The organism is Mesorhizobium sp. B2-9-1, from assembly GCF_006439455.1.
Taxonomy (GTDB): Bacteria; Pseudomonadota; Alphaproteobacteria; order Rhizobiales; family Rhizobiaceae; genus Mesorhizobium.
This window is the reverse complement of record NZ_VFTP01000003.1, coordinates 225,069-241,109: the sequence shown is the minus strand read 5'-3', so window position 1 is coordinate 241,109 and position 16,041 is coordinate 225,069. Positions and strand designations below refer to the sequence as shown.

The following is a 16,041-nucleotide window of genomic DNA, read 5'->3' as shown; positions in this document are numbered from 1 at the left end:
GTGGCGGGCTATTTGCTGAAGGGCTGCGCTGCGGTCATCGTGGACGAGGGCAACGGTCCGGATATCCGACGCAATGTCGATGTCTTGACCGACGGCCCGGCAATACGGGCCATCGGCGCAGGCCTCGACAAGGCAGAGCTGCCCGTTGGAACAATCACGCAGGACGCCGCTGGCTGGTTCGTCTATCCCGGCCTCGTCAACACCCATCATCATTTCTTTCAATGCTTCGTGCGCAACCGCGCCGATCTGGACTGGACGAAGCTGTCGGTCATCGAATGGCTCGACCGCATCTATCCCATTTTCTCGCGGCTGACTGAGGAATGCTTCTACCACGCATCGGTCACGGCGATGGCCGAGCTGATAAAGCACGGCTGCACGACGGCATTCGACCATCAGTATTGCTTTCCGCGGCAGGCGGGCAAGCAGCTGATCGACCGGCAGTTCCAAGCAGCCGAACTGCTCGGCATGCGCTTCCATGCCGGACGTGGCGGCAACACGCTGCCCAAATCGGAAGGCTCGACCATCCCCGACGCCATGCTGGAAACGACCGACGAATTCATCGCCGACTGCGCCCGGCTGATCGACGCCTACCATGATGCCGGTCCCTTCGGCATGCGGCAGGTCGTCGTCGCGCCTTGCCAGCCAGTCAACTGCTATCGCGACACCTTCGTGGAATCGGTGGCGCTGGCGCGCGACCGCGGGGTGCGCATGCATACCCATGTCGGCGAGGGCGAAAGCCCCGTGATCGAGGCCCGTCACGGCATGCGCACGGTGGACTATTGCGCGGACATCGGCTTCTGCGGGCCGGATACCTTTTATGCCCATTGCTGGGAACTGACCCACGACGAGCTGCGCAAGATGGCCGCGAGCGGCACCGGCGTCGCCCACTGCCCGGAACCGGTCTACCTCGTCGGCGCCGAAATCACCGACATTCCGGCGATGTCAGCCTTCGGACTCAGTGTGGGTCTGGGCTGCGACGGCGCCGCCTCAAACGACAATTCCAACCTGATGCACTGCATACATTCCGCCTACATGCTGCAGTGCCTGTCGGCGTCGACGCGCGACCATCCGGTGCCGCCGCCGGCCGATTTTCTCGGCTATGCGACGACCGGAGGCGCGGCATTGCTCGGACGCGGCGAAATCGGCAAGCTGGCGCCCCGCATGGCCGCCGACCTTTTCGCCATCGACACGCGGCGCATGGACTATGTCGGCACGCGGCACGATCCGCTAAGCCTGCTGGCCAAGGTGGGCATCGGCGCGCCGACCGACATGACCATGATCAACGGCCGCATCGTCTGGGCCAAAGGCGAATTCCCGGGGCTCGACGAGGCCAGGCTGTTCGCGCAAGCCGAGGCGGCGCTTGCGACGGTGGAATTTTAGAAACCAAAACAAGGGGAACCGACATGCTGACAAATCTTACCCGCAGAACATTGATGAAAGGCGCGGCCGCCTCTGGGCTCGTCGTGGCGGTGGGCGGCCGCGCGCTTGCCGCCGACGAACCTCTGGGCATCGTGCTCGTAGTCCCGTCGCCGGTCGGCGATGTCGGCTGGGGCCGTGCGCTCGCCGACGGGCTTGAGCCTGTGAAGGCTGCCTACGGCGACAAGGTGAAGGTGACCATCATCGAGAACATACAGGAAGGACCCGATGCCGACCGGATCATGAACAAGGCGGTCGCCGACGGGAACAAGTTCCTGGTCGCCGGCTCCTTCGGCTATCAGAACGGCGCCCTGCAGATCGCGCGCCGCAATCCCGACGTAACCGTGCTGCACGCTTCCGGTTTCCAGGTGGCGCCGAACTTCTCGCCCTTCGCAGCCCAATATTCCCAAGGTACTTACCTTATGGGCATGGCGGCGGCCGCGCTTTCGAAGACCGGCAAGCTCGGCTCGGTCTCTGCCTTCGCCATTCCCGAGCTGATCACCTCCATCAACGCTTTCACGCTGGGAGCGCAGGCGGTGAAGCCCGATGTCGAGGTTTCGGTCGTATGGGTGAACTCCTGGTTCGATCCGGCCAAGGAGCAGGAGGCCGCCAAGGCGCTGCTAGCGCAGAAATGCGACGTGATCTTCTCCAACGCGCAGGACACACCCTCCGTCGTCTCGGCCTGCGAAGAGGCCGGCGTCCCCGCCTTCAACCTCAACTCGTCGATGAAGAAATACGCGCCCAAAAACTATCTCGGCTGCGTGGCGACCGACTGGTCGCCCTTCTTCAAGGCCTCGGTCGACGCCCACATCGCCGGCACCTTCAAGGGCGCAAACGCTTTCCTGGGTGTCGGCGACAAGGTTGTCGAGGTCGTTGACTGGAACCCGGGAATACCGGCCGACATGATGGCCAGGATCAAGGACGTTGAAGCCAAGATCGCCGACGGCAGCTTCTCGCCCTTTACCGGTCCGATCGTCAAGGCCGACGGCAGCGAGGGCGTGCCCGCCGGCAAGACGATGACCGGGGCCGAGATCGTTGCCATGGACTGGCACGTCAAGGGTGTCACCACGCCGCTGCCCAAGTGACCGTGACCGTCCCGCTCCTGTCGCTGCGCGGCATCTGCAAGAGCTACGGCCAGATCCATGCCAATCGAGACATCGATCTGGATGTGGCTCCACGCTCGATCCATGCGATCCTCGGGGAAAACGGAGCGGGCAAGTCGACGCTGATGAAGCTGATCTACGGCGTCGAGCAGCCGGACGCCGGAACGGCGACCTGGAAAGGAGACCCCCTGGCCCTCGCTTCCCCCGCGGATGCGAGGCGCAAGGGGATCGGCATGGTCTTCCAGCATTTCTCCTTGTTCGAAACACTGACGGTGGTGGAGAACATCCGCCTGGTCGTGCCCAAGGGCAAAGCGGATCTCGCGGAATACATCCGTGCGCTCGGCCGCGACTTCGGACTCGAGGTCGATCCGCTTGCCCATGTGCACGCGCTGTCGGTAGGAGAACGGCAGCGGGTGGAGATCATTCGCTGCCTGATGACCGAACCCCAGCTCCTGATCCTCGACGAACCGACCTCCGTCCTGCCGCCGCAATCGGTGGACAAGCTGTTCGAGACTTTGCGGCGGCTGCGCGACGGCGGCGTTTCGATCCTGTTCATCTCGCACAAGCTGGAAGAGATCCGGGCGGTCTGCGACCGAGCGACCATCCTGCGCGGCGGGCGCGTTACCGGCCACGTGGACCCGCGCGATCATGACGCGCACGACCTCGCCCGCATGATGATTGGCCGCGACATGCCGCAGCCCATGCCGGCGTTGGCGCATTCCGGCGGCGAAAAGCGCCTCGAAATCGTCGGCCTGGACCATCAGCCTGACGATCCCTTCGCGGTGCCGCTTTGCGACGTCAATCTGACGGTGCGTGCCGGTGAGATCCTCGGCATAGCGGGCATATCGGGCAACGGGCAGAGCGAACTCGCGGCGCTGATCTCGGGCGAAACGGTGCTGCCGCGCCAAAAGTCCAATTGCATCTACATGATGGGAAAGGATGTCGGCGCGCTCGATACGGCCGCCCGCCGCCGGCTGGGCTTCGCTTTCGTTCCGGAGGAACGGCTCGGCCGCGGCGCGGTGCCGGAAATGTCGCTCGTCCTCAACAGCCTTCTGACCGCCCATCCGTTCGGCCTGCTGAAACGCGGCCTTGTCGACACAGCCCGGGCGAAGGCTTTCACCGAGAACTGCATCCGGCAATATGACGTGCGCACGCCCGGTTCCGAAGCGGAGGCCAGCGCGCTTTCAGGCGGCAATCTGCAAAAGTTCATCGTCGGCCGCGAGATCATGCTGTCCCCGAAATTGCTGTTCGTGGCGCAACCCACCTGGGGCGTGGACATCGGCGCGGCCTCCGCCATCCGCCGGCGCCTTGTCGCGCTGCGCAACGAAGGCATGGGCATCCTCGTCATCTCGGAGGAGTTGGAGGAACTGTTCGAACTCTGCGATTCGATCCAGGTGATCCATCAGGGCCGGCTGAGCCCGCCGCTGGTGACGCGCGACACCAGACCCGAGGAGATCGGCCGCTACATGATCGGCGCGCAATCAATGGCCACGAAGGTCCCGGCATGAGTGCTCTTTCCAGGCCGTTGCTTCCGGTTCTGGTTCGCCGGGAGCATGCCTCGCTTACCGTGAAGCTGGTCGCTCCGCCCGTGGCGCTCGGCCTGGCGACACTCCTCAATCTCGGGCTCTACCTCCTGATGGGCCGCGATCCGGTAGCCGTTTTCCACGCGATGCTTCTGGAGCCTTTCCTGTCCTGGGCCTCGTTCTCGGAAGTCCTGCTGAAGACGGGGCCGCTCCTGCTGATCGCGCAGGGGCTTGCGATCGGCTTTCGCGCAAAGGTCTTCAACATCGGCGCCGAGGGTCAGTTCATCCTCGGCGCGATCTTCGCATCCGCCATTCCCGTCTGGTTCCCCCAGGCAACGGGCCAGTGGATCTGGCCATCCATGCTCGTCATCGGCGCGCTGGGCGGCGCGCTGTGGGCGTCGCTCACGGCCTTCTGGCGCGTGAAGCTCAACGCAAACGAGATTCTCGTGTCGCTCATGCTGGCGCTCGTTGCCGCGCAATTGCTCAACTATCTGCTTCTCGGCCCCTGGAAGGATCCGAATGGCTTCAACTTCCCGCAATCGGTGATGTTCCAGTTTGACGCGATGGTGCCGATCCTGATCCCCGGCACCCGCGTCAACGTCTCGCTGCTTGTCGCCTGCGCCTTCTCCCTCGCGGCCTGGCTGTTCATGCAGAGGAGTTTCGCGGGTTACAAGCTGCAGGTCGGCGGCCTCGCGCCGCGCGCCGCCGGATACGCCGGCTTCAACGAAGGACGTGCGATCTGGCTTTCGCTCCTCGTCGGTGGCTTCGCGGCAGGGCTCGCCGGAGCGGCCGAGGTGGCCGGGCCGCTCGGACAGTTGCAGCGCTCCATCTCGACCGGCTACGGCTATGCCGCCATCATCGTCGCCTATCTCGGAGGCCTTCACCCGGTCGGCATCGTCTTTTCCGCGTTGCTCATGGCGGCCCTCTATATCGGTGGCGATAACGCCATGGTCTCGGCAAATCTGCCGGTCGCTGCGGTCAGGGTATTCCAGGGCAGTCTGCTGCTTGCCTATCTTGTCGCCGTCGCCTTCGTCCGCTATCGGCTCGAATGGCGCCATGTCGCCCGCGGAAGCACGCCATGAACGCCTTGGAGTTCATCCTCGCCGGGATGTTGGCGGCGGCTACGCCGTTCCTTCTGGCGGCGCTCGGCGAACTGGTGGCCGAGCGCGCCGGGGTCCTCAATCTCGGTGTGGAGGGCCTGATGGCCCTCGGCGCAGTCATTGCCTTCATCATCGTCTATCAAGGCGGCGGGCATCTCCTGGGTTTCCTCGCCGCTGGTCTCGCCAGCGCCGCTCTTTCCCTTGTCTTTGCCGTCGTGGCGCTGGGATTCCGGGCGAACCAGGTTGCGACGGGCCTCGCCATCGGCATCCTCGGCCAGGGCCTGTCGGCGCTGTTCGGCAAGAGCTTTGAGAGCCTCACGGTCAAAGGGCTTCCGAAGCTCTCATTGCCCTGGCTTTCAGATATCCCGGTCATCGGCGGCTTGTTCAGCCAAGACATTGTCGTGTGGCTTTCGCTTGCTGCGACCGTCGCCATTTGGGCGGTGTTCGCCCACACAAAGACCGGCCTCGTCATCCGCGCCGTCGGCGAGAATCCCAAGGCGGCCCGTGCGCTCGGCTATCCGGTAATCGCCGTGCGCTTCGCCGCGGTCGCTTTCGGCGGCGCGTTGGCGGGTTTCGCCGGTGCCTACGCGGCCGTGGTCTACACTCCGCTCTGGGCCGATGGCATGATCGCCGGGCGCGGCTGGATAGCGATCGCGCTCGTCGTCTTCGGCACTTGGCTTACCAGCCGTATCTTCCTTGGTGCTTGCCTCTTCGGCGCCGTGTCCCTCGCAAGCCTCGCAGCCCAGGCAACTGGGCTCGACGTTTCCTCGCAACTTCTGTCGAGCCTACCTTATCTCGTGACAATCGTCGTGCTGGGCATCATTTCTTCGAACCGGCGTCTGCTCAAGCTCAACGGCGTGGCTTCGCTGGGAGAGCCTTTCGAACAATAGTGTCGCTCGCCGCCCGGGCGCGCAATAGCCCGACATCTGAGCTCAGGGGCATGAAGGGCTGCACGCAAGCCTCAAGTCCATGCCTTAAAAATGCTGAGCTGATCCCGTCGCTGGCATTAGCGAACCGCCCATAAAGCACTGATAAATAAGGATAATGGTGTGCCGGAGGACGTACTGAAATCGTTGATTTTACCAAGTTTTTTTGGGCCAAAACTCCGAAGCTTCCCATATCCCTCCGTATGAGCCCGCCCAATTTCTGGAATGGCCGCAATGAGGCCGGAAGCGGACCGTCGGCTTCTAGGAAGCCAGGTTAGAAAGCCCACCTGACGTCGCCGGCTAGTAAAACGCAGCTTAGGCTCTGGCGATCGATGCAATTGGTTTGTTAGCTCGGTTTCCGCTGCCCTTTCGATCAAGGATATCCTTGCGAAAGCAGTTCTGCATTTCTTTGAACGAGCTGAAGCCGAGGCGCGGAGCGAGGCGAGATAAGGTGGTCGTTGATATGTTGCACCGGCGTGCGATCGAGACCGAATTCTCGAAGGCGACGTAGTCCGGGTTCGAGAACATTAGGCGAGCCGCTGTCTCCAGTTTCGCCGGAAGTATCAGTTCCTTCTTTGCAATCAGTATTTTGAGCTCAGCGAGAGTTGGCGCTTTGGTGCTTCGCATTCCCAGTTGCTTGGCAGTTCCTGGTAATGAAGTGGGTAGCTCCGGAGGCATCGATTCACCGTTTGGCCGCTTGCATGAAGCTGTCGAACTCGGCATCTCCGATCGGAACGGTGTGCTCATAGCCTGGGTATCGGCCAGATTCGACATCGGCCCTGTATTCTCTGAACGCCGCGATGCGCTCGTCCTGAATCTTCTGCAACTCAGGACCAAGATTTCGGTAGACCTTTCCATGTCGTGGCTTGTGGTTCTTGCCGTAGCCGCAGACGTCTTCGGTGAAGAGATATTGCGCATCCGCATGTTTGCCGGCGCCCATGCCAAGCATCACCAATGACGAGTTCTCGGTCAGGAATTTCGCCACCCGGTCAGGCACGACTTCCAATTCCGCCCCGAAGACGCCGATCTCCTCGAGCCTCTTCGTATGTCGCCAGAGGCGGAGCGCTTCGTCCGCCGTCTTGCCGACCGCTCGCCACCCCGTCCAGGTGATGTAGGAAGGGATCAGGCCGATATGGCCGACGACAGGGAGGTGGTTGTCGCAGAGCGCCCTTTGCACGTCATAGGAGGCCGCGCAGTAGAAGGCGTCGCCGCCAATGCCGGCGAAATGGAAGGCCGCCCGCAGATAATCTTCCGCCGTGGCAAGAGGCCGGCCTGCAAAACTGCCCCAGCCGCCATAGGGCAGACCGACCTGCACGAAACAGTTGCCGGCTGCATCCCGCATTTCCTGGTCGAAATACCGGCCTTCGATCGAAAGCATGTGAATGCCCGCCGCCGCTGCGGCGGCGGCTTCCTCGGGCGTGCTGACGAAGAGCATGGATATCTTCTGTCCATTCCGCTTCATCTTTCGGATGTCCTCGACATGAGGACGGTTGTGATACATGCCCATGGTCAGCCTCCGCCGCAGTTCGTTTCTCAGATCGTGAAAGCCCGCCGGAAAGCGTCCAGCGCTGCTTCCGGATCATTTTGCGCAAAAGCTTCCAGCCCCACTGCCCCGCGATATCCCATGTCGAACAGGGCCCTCGCGATGTAGGGCCAGTTCATCTCGCCCGTTCCTGGCTCGCAGCGACCCGGATTGTCGGCGACCTGCACCTCACCGATGAAGGGCAGGCACTTCTGACACCAGCGCACGATGTCGCCCTCGCCGATTTGGGTGTGATAGAGGTCGAGGTTGATCCGCAATTGCGGCCTGTCGATCGACGACACCAAAGCCAGCACCGCCGCCGTGGAGCCGAAGGGGCAGCCTGGGTGATCCAGCAGGTTCAGGTTTTCGAGCGTGAAGACGACATCTTCTGCTTCGGCCATGTCGCAGATGCGGTTCAACGTATCGCGCGCCTTCAGCCACATGGGGCCGGTCTCGACCTCGGCCTTTACGATGGGAATACCGCCCTCTCCAAGCCCGGTGCCGTGCAGGTTCAACCGGGCAACGCCGAGGCGTTTTCCGACCTTCGCGGTCTCGGAAGCTGACTTCAAGAGCATGTCGGCGCCCTCATCGTCGGCAACCCGCCCTTCGAGATAGCCGTTCATGATCGTGAAGCTCGCGCCGGTCTTCTCAAGCGCCGCGAGGTCGTGGTCCGGCCAATTCCACAATCCAACGCCGAAACCCATTTCATGCAGCCGCGCGACGCGCCAAGCCATCGGGCGGTCGCGCCAAAGCATCTCGGCGCAAGCGGCCAGTTGGAAGGGCTGGGCCATAGTGGCTCAAACCTCGACCATGACGCGGCCGTTCTCGACCTTCGTCTTATACGTCCTGAGGTTCTCGCAAGCCGGCGGCGTCTCCACCTCGCCAGTCGTGAAGTTGAAGATCGATGCATGCTTCGGACATTCCACCGTATTCCCCATGACCAGGCCGTCGGCCAAGTGGATCCTCTCGTGCGTGCACAGCCCGTCCGTGCAATAATATTCATCGGCGTCGTTGCGGAAGATCGCGAAGGTCCGGCCGCCATTGTCGAAGCGTTTGGCTTCCTCGGCTTCGATGTCATCAGCGGCGCATGCGTCGACCCAGGGCATTGAGCATCTCCTCAGATATCTTGTGGCTTGAAGTCCGCAGGGGCCGACGGCATCACGCCCTGGAGCAGCGCGACGGACTTTTCCAGCCCCTCCACCGAATTCAGGAGCACGTCCTCGTGCTCGATGGAAAGCCAGCCGTCATAGCCGGCCATCTTGAGCCGATAGCAGAATTGCCGCCACCACTCCTCGCCATGGCCGAAGCCGAGCGTGATGTAGCTCCATGAGCGGGCCGGGATGTCCATCAGGCTGCCATTCTCAAGCAGCGAGGTCGTGGCCTGAACGGGCCGGTTGAGCAGCGTGTCCTTGGCATGAACGTGATAAACCGCCGCGCCCAGCGCTTCGGCGGCGGCGAGCGGGTCAGCGCCCATCCAGAACAGATGCGAGGGGTCCAGATTGGCGCCAATGACAGGTCCGACCGCTGTTCGAAGTTTTAGGAGCGAGGGTACGTTATAGACACACTGATTGCCGTGCAGCTCGAGCGCGATGCGCTCGACGCCGTTTGCCTTCGCCAGGGCAGCGATCTCGGTCCAGAACGGGATCAGCTTTTCTTCCCATTGATATTTGAGGATGGTCTGTGTTTCCGGCGGCCAGGAGGACACGACCCAGTTCGGCATGCTGTCGCCGGCGCTGCCGGCCGGCAGGCCGCTCATGGTGCAGACGGTGCGGATGCCCATCTCGCCGGCGACGCGGATGGTATCTCTCAATCCTTCGCCTTGGGAATGATCCGTCGGATGCAACGGATTGCCGTTCGCGTTCAGGCTGATGATCTCCAGCCCGCGTTCCTCGAAGGCTCCAGCGAATCGCTTCTGGGCCTCCCCGTTGCCCAGCATGGACGACAGCCGGAAATGCGGCGCGGTCGACCACCCGCAGGTGTTCACCTCGATGCCGGATACGCCCATGCGCTGGGCGTGATCGAGCACCGCCTCGAGCGGCAGACCGCCGAGACTGTCTGAAACGAAACCCAGCTTCACGCGTAGAACTCCGGCTTTGCAATCATCTGAACCTCTGTGCGGCGGGCTTCCTTCAGCGCCCTCACGCCGGCCTCGGCGACGATGGCGGCGCAATAGCCGTCCCAGCAATCCGATGCGATCGCCGGGAACTCGCCGGTCGTGGCAAAGCGCAGGAAATCGCGGTTTTGGCGGCGATAGGCGTCGTAGTAGCGGGTGCGCCAGTCGGCGTCGTAACTTGTGCTTTGGGTGAGCGCGGACTCCGTGCGGGTGTAGGCGACATTGTTGGTCGCAACGGTACCGCACTCGCCGACAAGTTCGGCACGGACGTCATAGCCATAGGCGGCATTGTTGTTGATCTCGATGTTGACGAGCTGCCCGTCCACTGTTTCCAGCACCATGACAACGGGAGCCACGCGCGCATCGGAGCGGCTCGGCTGGAATGCAGAGATCGCCGCATACTCGGTTCCGAGCACGTAGCGCACCACGTCGAATTCGTGCGGGGCGGAATTGGTGATCGCCATCGCGCCGGTGAAATCGGCCGCAGGCGTTTCAACATTGCGATGGAAATTGTGCATCATCAGCGCCCGGCCGAGATGGCCATCATCAAGGGCCCACTTCATCTCCTGGTAGGAGCGGTCGTAACGCCGCATGAAGCCGAGCTGGACGAATTTCGCCCCCGCCTTCTGTTCGGCCTCCATCACGGCGATGCAGTCGGCCGAAGCTTGTGACAGCGGCTTTTCGCAGAGGACCCGTTTGCCGGCGGCAATGCAGACCATCGAAAGCGGCGCATGCGTGAAATCGGGGCTGGCGATGATCACGGCGTCGACGTCTTGTCGCGCGATGCTGCCCTTGGGGTCCGTGGCAATGTCGAAGGCGCCGCACGCATCGGCGATGCGACGGGCGCGCTGCGCATCCATGTCGCAGACCAATTGCAGGGTGGCGCCTGGTAGCTCCTCGGCGACTATCTTGGCATGGTCGGCACCCATCAAGCCGGCGCCGATCACTGCAATGCGAATTGTCATTTCTGTCCTGCTTTGCTTCTTCGAATTATGGGCAGCGGCGGCATCGAGCGGCCCCAGGCTGGGAAATACCTTTGTGAAGTCTAGTGCGCGGTTGGGCCCTTCAGCACCTGTAGGGACGGCGGATGCCCCTCATGGGTTTCCATGTAACCCTCGACCTGGACCTCCAGATCGGACATGGTCTCGCCGCCCGCCATCAGATCCGTGATCTCCTCGCGGGACTTCTCGCCTTTACGGAAATCGGCGGCGATGGCGCCGCGGATCAGCACCGCGAAATGGTCGCCGACGGCCATGGCGTGCATAACCTGGTGGGTGATGAAGACCACCGCCAGGCCACGCCGCTTGGCCTCGTTGACGATGCGCAGCACATGCGAGGCCTGCTTGACGCCGAGCGCCGCGGTCGGCTCGTCCAGGATCAGCACGCGCGCTCCAAAATAGACGGCGCGCGCAATAGCGAGCGACTGGCGCTCGCCGCCTGATAGGCCGCCGACCAGGCGGTCGCCGTCATCGATACGGGTGATACCGAAATCCCGGACCGCTTTCACCGCGATCTCGTTGGCGCGTTTGCGGTCGTAGATCTTGAATGGCCCCCAACCTTTGGTCGGTTCAACGCCGACGAAGAAGGAGCGCCCAATGCTCATCAGCGGAAACGTGCCGCCGAACTGGTGCACCGTGGCGATTCCGCGTCCCTGTGCATCGCTCGGTCCGGTGAAGGTCACCGGCTGACTATCCATCAAGATTTGACCGCTGGTGGGCTTGTGGACCCCGGCCAGGGTCTTGATGAGCGTGGACTTGCCGGCGCCGTTGTCGCCGAGCAGGCAAAGCACTTCGCCGGCGCGCACCCTCAGCGAAATATCGTGCAGGACGTCGATCGGCCCGAAGGATTTGTTGACGTTCCTCAGTTCGAGAATGGTAGGTTTGTCGTTCATGGCGTCATCTCTTCATCTGCATCCGGCTGCGCCAAGGTGCTCGGCGAAGCGGGGGCTGATCTGAAACTCGTTTCTCATGGGTTTGCCGGCTCTCGCGGCGGGCCTTGTTTGTGCCGCGGCCGGAAGTACAGCGCCAGGTCGCGGAACGACTGGTTCATCAGCACCGCCAGCAGGAGCATCACGCCGATGATCAGGTTCGACCAGTTCCGATCGATCTGGGTGAAGTAGATGCCCTGGCTGACGATGGCGAAGGTGATGGTGCCGACGAAGATGCCCAGGACCGAGCCGAATCCGCCGGTCAGCAGCACGCCGCCCACGACGACGGACACAATGGCATTGAAGATGAAGTTCATGCCGCCGGAGACCTGGGCGGAGTTGAACAGGATCGCTTGGCAGATGCCGACGAATGTGGCGCTGACCGCGGACAGCACGAACAGGGCAATGGTCATGCGGTCCGTCGGGATGCCGGCGTTGCGGGCGCTGACCTTGTCGCCGCCCATTGCAAAGAGCCAATTGCCATAACGCGTCTTGTGCAGCACGAAACCGATGATGGCGGCGAACGCGAGCCACCAGACGATGATGACCTGGTGACTGCCGCCGATCAGCTGTCCGAACAGGAATTTTGCCCAGTCCGGCGCGGTGAGCGCCACGCTGGCATTGCCGGTCAGCAGCACCGAAGCACTGAGCACCACGCCCTGCATGGCGACGAGCGTGGCCAGGGTGATGATCAGCGACGGCACCGAAGTCCGAATGGTCAGCAGGCCGTTGACCAGGCCGACCGCGATGCCGACCACCAGCGCGCCGGCAATGCCCACTGTTATGGGCAATCCGTAGTAACCGGTCAGGATCGCAGTGGTCATCGAACCCGCCGGGATCAACGCGCCGATGGAAATATCGAGCTCGCCAGCGATCATCAGCAGGCCGACGGGGATGGCGACGATGCCGAGATTGGCCGCGAAGTTGACCCAGCTCGCCGCGCCAACCAGCGTGACCAGATTGGCGCCGCCGAACAGAACGAAGAACAGCACCACGCCGACGAGACTGAGGATGGAACCGGCGTCGGGACGGCGCAGCAAGGACTTGACCACGTCAATCATGACTGCCCTGCCTTCTTCGACGAATAGCTGAGCGCCAATTGCCGGAACGTGTCGTTGGTCAATACCGCAATCAGCAGAAGCGCGCCGATGATGACGCTGCCGACATTGGGATCCAGGCTGGTGAAGTAGATGCCCTGGTTCACGATCGAGAAAGTAAGCGTGCCGAACAGGATGCCGACGATCGAGCCGAAACCGCCCGTGAGCAAAACGCCGCCGATGACGACGCACATGATGGAATTGAAAATGAAGGACTGGCCCGCCAGAACCTGCGCGCTCTGATAGACCATCACCTCGCTGACCCCGACGAAAGCGGCGCTGAAGCCGGACAGCATGAACAGGCCGATGGTGAGCCGCTTGGTCGGGATACCGACGTTGCGCGCGCTCTCCTTGTCGCCGCCCAGCGCATAGATCCAATTGCCGATCGGTGAGACGTGCAGCAGCCAGAACAAACCGACGACGAACACCACCCACCACAGGATCGTGACCTGGAACATGCCGCCGAGATAATCACCGAGGATTAGCTTGGTGAGCGGGTCAGGCACGAGCGAGACGCCGGTGCTGCCGGCGATCTTGACGGTAAGCCCCAGCGTCAGACCCATCGTGCCGAACATGGTGCCGATGGTAATGATGAGCGACGGGATGGTTGTCCTCGTCACGAACAGGCCGTTGATGAAGCCGACCGCGAGGCCAAGGCCAAGCGCCGCCGCTATGCCGAGCCAATCGGGCAGGCCATAATGGCCGGAGACAATGGCCGCCGTGAGCGATGCAGCAGGGATCACCGCACCGACCGAGATGTCCAGTTCCCCGGCGATCATCAGCAGTCCAATCGGCAGCGCGATTATCCCGATCTCGGAAGCGATGTTCAGCCAGCTGGCCGTGCCGGCGGCCGACAAAAAGCCACTACCGCCGAACAGCCCGAAGAACAGCAGAACTGCGACCATGCCGAGAAACGAGCCCGACTCCGGCCGACGCGCCAGCCGGCCGAGGGCCAGTCCGGATTGCGTTCGGTCCGGCGCCGGAATTGATGTGGACGTCACGGGATGTGCCATTGGGGTAATCCGCGAACATGCCGACCTGCCACGATGCAGCCGACGCCGAGAAGGAAAGGGGCCGCCCGCAGCAAAAGCGAGGGCGGCCCAGGCGGAAGGATTATCGCGTCCCTGCTTTCACGCCGGCGATGGTGGCGTCGACATTTGCCTTGTCGATGATGCCTGGTCCCGTCAGGATCTCACGGGTAGGCACCGACAAACCATAGTTGACATGGCCGTTCAGGATCGCAACGGCGAGATAGCCTTGCAGATAGCCCTGCTGGTCGATCGCGCAGTCCTGCTGGCCGCCCTTGATGTTGTTCAGGATGGTCTCGTCGAAATTCATGCCGCAAAGGTGGACTTTTCCGATCTTGCCGGCCTGGGTAATGCCGTTCATGGCCGAGTTCGCATCGACGTTGCCGATGGTAAAGACGGCGTTCACGTCCTGATGCTGTAGCAGATAGGCCTTCACCGCCTGCGCGACGGCCGTGGCCGAGCCGAAGGAGGTGGCCGGCAACGGCAGCACGTCGGCTTCGCCGCCGCCGTTCTTCATCCCCTCCTTGAAGCCACCGCAAAACGCCTCGATATTGGCGGCGCCTGGCAGCGTGTTGATGCAGACGCCTTTCTTGTTGCCAGCCTTGGTGAGGTACTCGCCGGCCGCGACGCCGCCCTTATAATCGTCCGAGCCGACATAGTTCATGGCGCCAAGGCGATCGGCCGCTTTCAACCCGCCGGCATTGTAGATAAGCAGCGGAATGCCCGCGTCCTTTACCGCCTTGAACGCAGGGTCCATAGCTTCCGGCACCCAGTCCGGGCCGACAATGGCGTCGGCCTTCTGGTCGATCGCTTGGCGGATCAGTTCGGCGGCGTCTACACCGAGATTGTCGTAGTTCTGCGGCCCGAGCCAGGTAACCTTGCCGCCCTGAGCCTCGACCACCTTGCCGGCGTCTTCAGCGCCGCGCTTGACAATCGACCAGAACGGATCGTCGGGCTTGCCGCCGACCACGAAGATATTGGCGGCGAGCGTCGCGCCGGTGCTGAACCCGATCAGCACCGCTGTCGACACCAGTGTCTTGAAAAGCTTCATGGTATTCCTCCCAGATTACCCCGTGGGGTTTCAACAAAAGTCTTCCTGTCCCGGGCCCGCTCCTCACGGCTCAGCCGAAACAGCGTTTGGTTGGTTATTCCGCCGGCATTCCAGGCGCCGGATCACCGCGGCCTTCCTGGCGGCTCCGCATCTTTTCCTTCTTCTTGCGGAAGCGTGCCTTCATGGCCTCGTCGGCTTCCTTGCTGCCGTCGTGCCAGGTGCCAAACAGCTTATCGAGGGGTACCAGCCCGTCGCCGCCGTAATTCACCTCGAAATACTTGTGATGCAGGTAGTGTACGTAGGAATGGCTATCGAGATTGACCTTGTCGGTGATTTCGAAGATCTCGAAACCGAGGTGACCGTTCACCGCGCCGAAACCCGCGCCGTGCAGTGTGAAGTAGGCGCAGACCGGGTTGGACGGGATCAACAGGTGCAGCCAGGCCTCAGCGTGATAGAGGAAGCCTTCGACCGGATGCATCGACAGCGACGACCACGGGCTCGGGTTGATCGAATTATGATGGACCGAATGCACCCATTTGTAGAGCGGCGGCCAATGGATAGCCCTGTGCAGGAAGAAGAAATAGACCTCATGTACGGCCGGCGCGATAAGCACCAGGAACGACAGGTATAGCCAGTTCGTCGTCCACGGCAGCCAGACCGCCCAGCTGTTGGCATAGACCCACAGCATCACGATCTCGACCACCGTCCACAGCGGTATCGTGACGAAAAAAGAGCGGGCAAAATTGTCGATGTTCTGGCTTTGAAACCAGAACACGTCGGAGGGCACCTCGGACGGAAATTTCGGATTGTATTTGAAACGGTTCTGCTGCTTGCGCTGGATGTAATAGCGCAACTCGAAGAAGCCGTAGAAAAGAAAAATCCCGGCGGCATTGAGGCCATACAGCCAAAGGTAGTTGAGCAGCGAAAAGCTCGCGAGGCTTTGCCAGCTCGGGATGAGCAGATTGACCCAAATGAGCGACGTGGCGAGATGGAACATGTTCCACGGCCAGAAGAACTCCGGGATCCAGGCCATCACCTTCTTTGCATTGAACGGGCGGTGCCAGATCGGCGCCGGCTCGGCGCGGCGGTGCGGCGCCCAATTGCCGCGTTTGTCGCGTGTTCCATACTGAAGGTCATCCATCGTAACAGCGCCTCCTCACCCGGATCGATCTGGAATCTGCAGGGATCAGGCCCCGCCCTGGGCTCAGCCGGCCGAGCCCTAACTCGGCGCAATT

15 protein-coding genes are annotated in these 16,041 nt (G+C 62.3%); 5 read left to right on the top strand and 10 right to left on the bottom strand.

Features of this window, described 5'->3' with window-relative positions; genetic code table 11:
• The 5 genes from FJW05_RS08600 to FJW05_RS08580 are packed head-to-tail and all read left to right on the top strand — an operon-like array spanning window position 1 to window position 6,032.
• Entirely contained in the window at window positions 1-1,380 is a 1,380-nt protein-coding gene (locus tag FJW05_RS08600) for an amidohydrolase (RefSeq protein ID WP_140630358.1), read from the top strand.
• 26 nt (window positions 1,381-1,406) lie between these two features.
• The gene (locus tag FJW05_RS08595; protein WP_176477105.1) at window positions 1,407-2,501 is read left to right on the top strand and encodes a BMP family ABC transporter substrate-binding protein; all 1,095 of its coding nucleotides are present in this window, start codon (window positions 1,407-1,409) and stop codon (window positions 2,499-2,501) included.
• Between the two features lie 2 nt (window positions 2,502-2,503).
• A complete protein-coding gene (locus FJW05_RS08590) occupies window positions 2,504-4,027 on the top strand; it encodes an ABC transporter ATP-binding protein (RefSeq protein ID WP_140630971.1) in 1,524 nt (507 codons plus the stop codon).
• Window positions 4,024-5,124, top strand: a complete 1,101-nt coding sequence (locus FJW05_RS08585) for an ABC transporter permease (protein ID WP_140630356.1) — start codon at window positions 4,024-4,026, stop codon at window positions 5,122-5,124. Before FJW05_RS08590 ends, FJW05_RS08585 begins: the two co-directional genes overlap by 4 nt.
• A complete protein-coding gene (locus FJW05_RS08580; protein WP_140630351.1) occupies window positions 5,121-6,032 on the top strand; it encodes an ABC transporter permease in 912 nt (303 codons plus the stop codon). The genes FJW05_RS08585 and FJW05_RS08580 overlap by 4 nt, the downstream gene beginning before the upstream one ends.
• 718 nt (window positions 6,033-6,750) lie before the next feature.
• Here the strand turns inward: FJW05_RS08580 and FJW05_RS08575 are convergent.
• The 10 genes from FJW05_RS08575 to FJW05_RS08530 all read right to left on the bottom strand — a co-directional run bounded on the left by FJW05_RS08575 (window position 6,751) and on the right by FJW05_RS08530 (window position 15,947).
• The gene (locus FJW05_RS08575; RefSeq protein WP_140630349.1) at window positions 6,751-7,575 is read right to left on the bottom strand and encodes a 3-methyl-2-oxobutanoate hydroxymethyltransferase; all 825 of its coding nucleotides are present in this window, start codon (window positions 7,573-7,575) and stop codon (window positions 6,751-6,753) included.
• A gap of 26 nt (window positions 7,576-7,601) precedes the next feature.
• Window positions 7,602-8,381, bottom strand: coding sequence for a TIM barrel protein (locus FJW05_RS08570; RefSeq protein ID WP_140630346.1), 780 nt, complete (start codon window positions 8,379-8,381; stop codon window positions 7,602-7,604).
• Window positions 8,382-8,387: 6 nt separating this feature from the next.
• Complete coding sequence (locus FJW05_RS08565) at window positions 8,388-8,696, bottom strand: MocE family 2Fe-2S type ferredoxin (RefSeq protein ID WP_140542670.1); 309 nt, start codon at window positions 8,694-8,696, stop codon at window positions 8,388-8,390.
• Window positions 8,697-8,707: 11 nt separating this feature from the next.
• A complete protein-coding gene (locus tag FJW05_RS08560; RefSeq protein ID WP_140630343.1) occupies window positions 8,708-9,667 on the bottom strand; it encodes a sugar phosphate isomerase/epimerase in 960 nt (319 codons plus the stop codon).
• Complete coding sequence (locus tag FJW05_RS08555; protein ID WP_140630340.1) at window positions 9,664-10,668, bottom strand: Gfo/Idh/MocA family oxidoreductase; 1,005 nt, start codon at window positions 10,666-10,668, stop codon at window positions 9,664-9,666. Before FJW05_RS08555 ends, FJW05_RS08560 begins: the two co-directional genes overlap by 4 nt.
• A gap of 80 nt (window positions 10,669-10,748) precedes the next feature.
• Window positions 10,749-11,594, bottom strand: coding sequence for an ATP-binding cassette domain-containing protein (locus FJW05_RS08550; RefSeq protein WP_140630336.1), 846 nt, complete (start codon window positions 11,592-11,594; stop codon window positions 10,749-10,751).
• A gap of 74 nt (window positions 11,595-11,668) precedes the next feature.
• Window positions 11,669-12,691, bottom strand: a complete 1,023-nt coding sequence (locus FJW05_RS08545) for an ABC transporter permease (protein ID WP_140630334.1) — start codon at window positions 12,689-12,691, stop codon at window positions 11,669-11,671.
• Window positions 12,688-13,632, bottom strand: coding sequence for an ABC transporter permease (locus FJW05_RS08540; protein WP_224606939.1), 945 nt, complete (start codon window positions 13,630-13,632; stop codon window positions 12,688-12,690). Before FJW05_RS08540 ends, FJW05_RS08545 begins: the two co-directional genes overlap by 4 nt.
• Before the next feature lie 208 nt (window positions 13,633-13,840).
• Window positions 13,841-14,806 (bottom strand): sugar ABC transporter substrate-binding protein, encoded by a 966-nt coding sequence (locus FJW05_RS08535; protein ID WP_140542665.1) that lies wholly within the window; start codon window positions 14,804-14,806, stop codon window positions 13,841-13,843.
• A gap of 94 nt (window positions 14,807-14,900) precedes the next feature.
• Entirely contained in the window at window positions 14,901-15,947 is a 1,047-nt protein-coding gene (locus FJW05_RS08530; protein WP_140542664.1) for a sterol desaturase family protein, read from the bottom strand.
• Window positions 15,948-16,041: the final 94 nt, after the last annotated feature.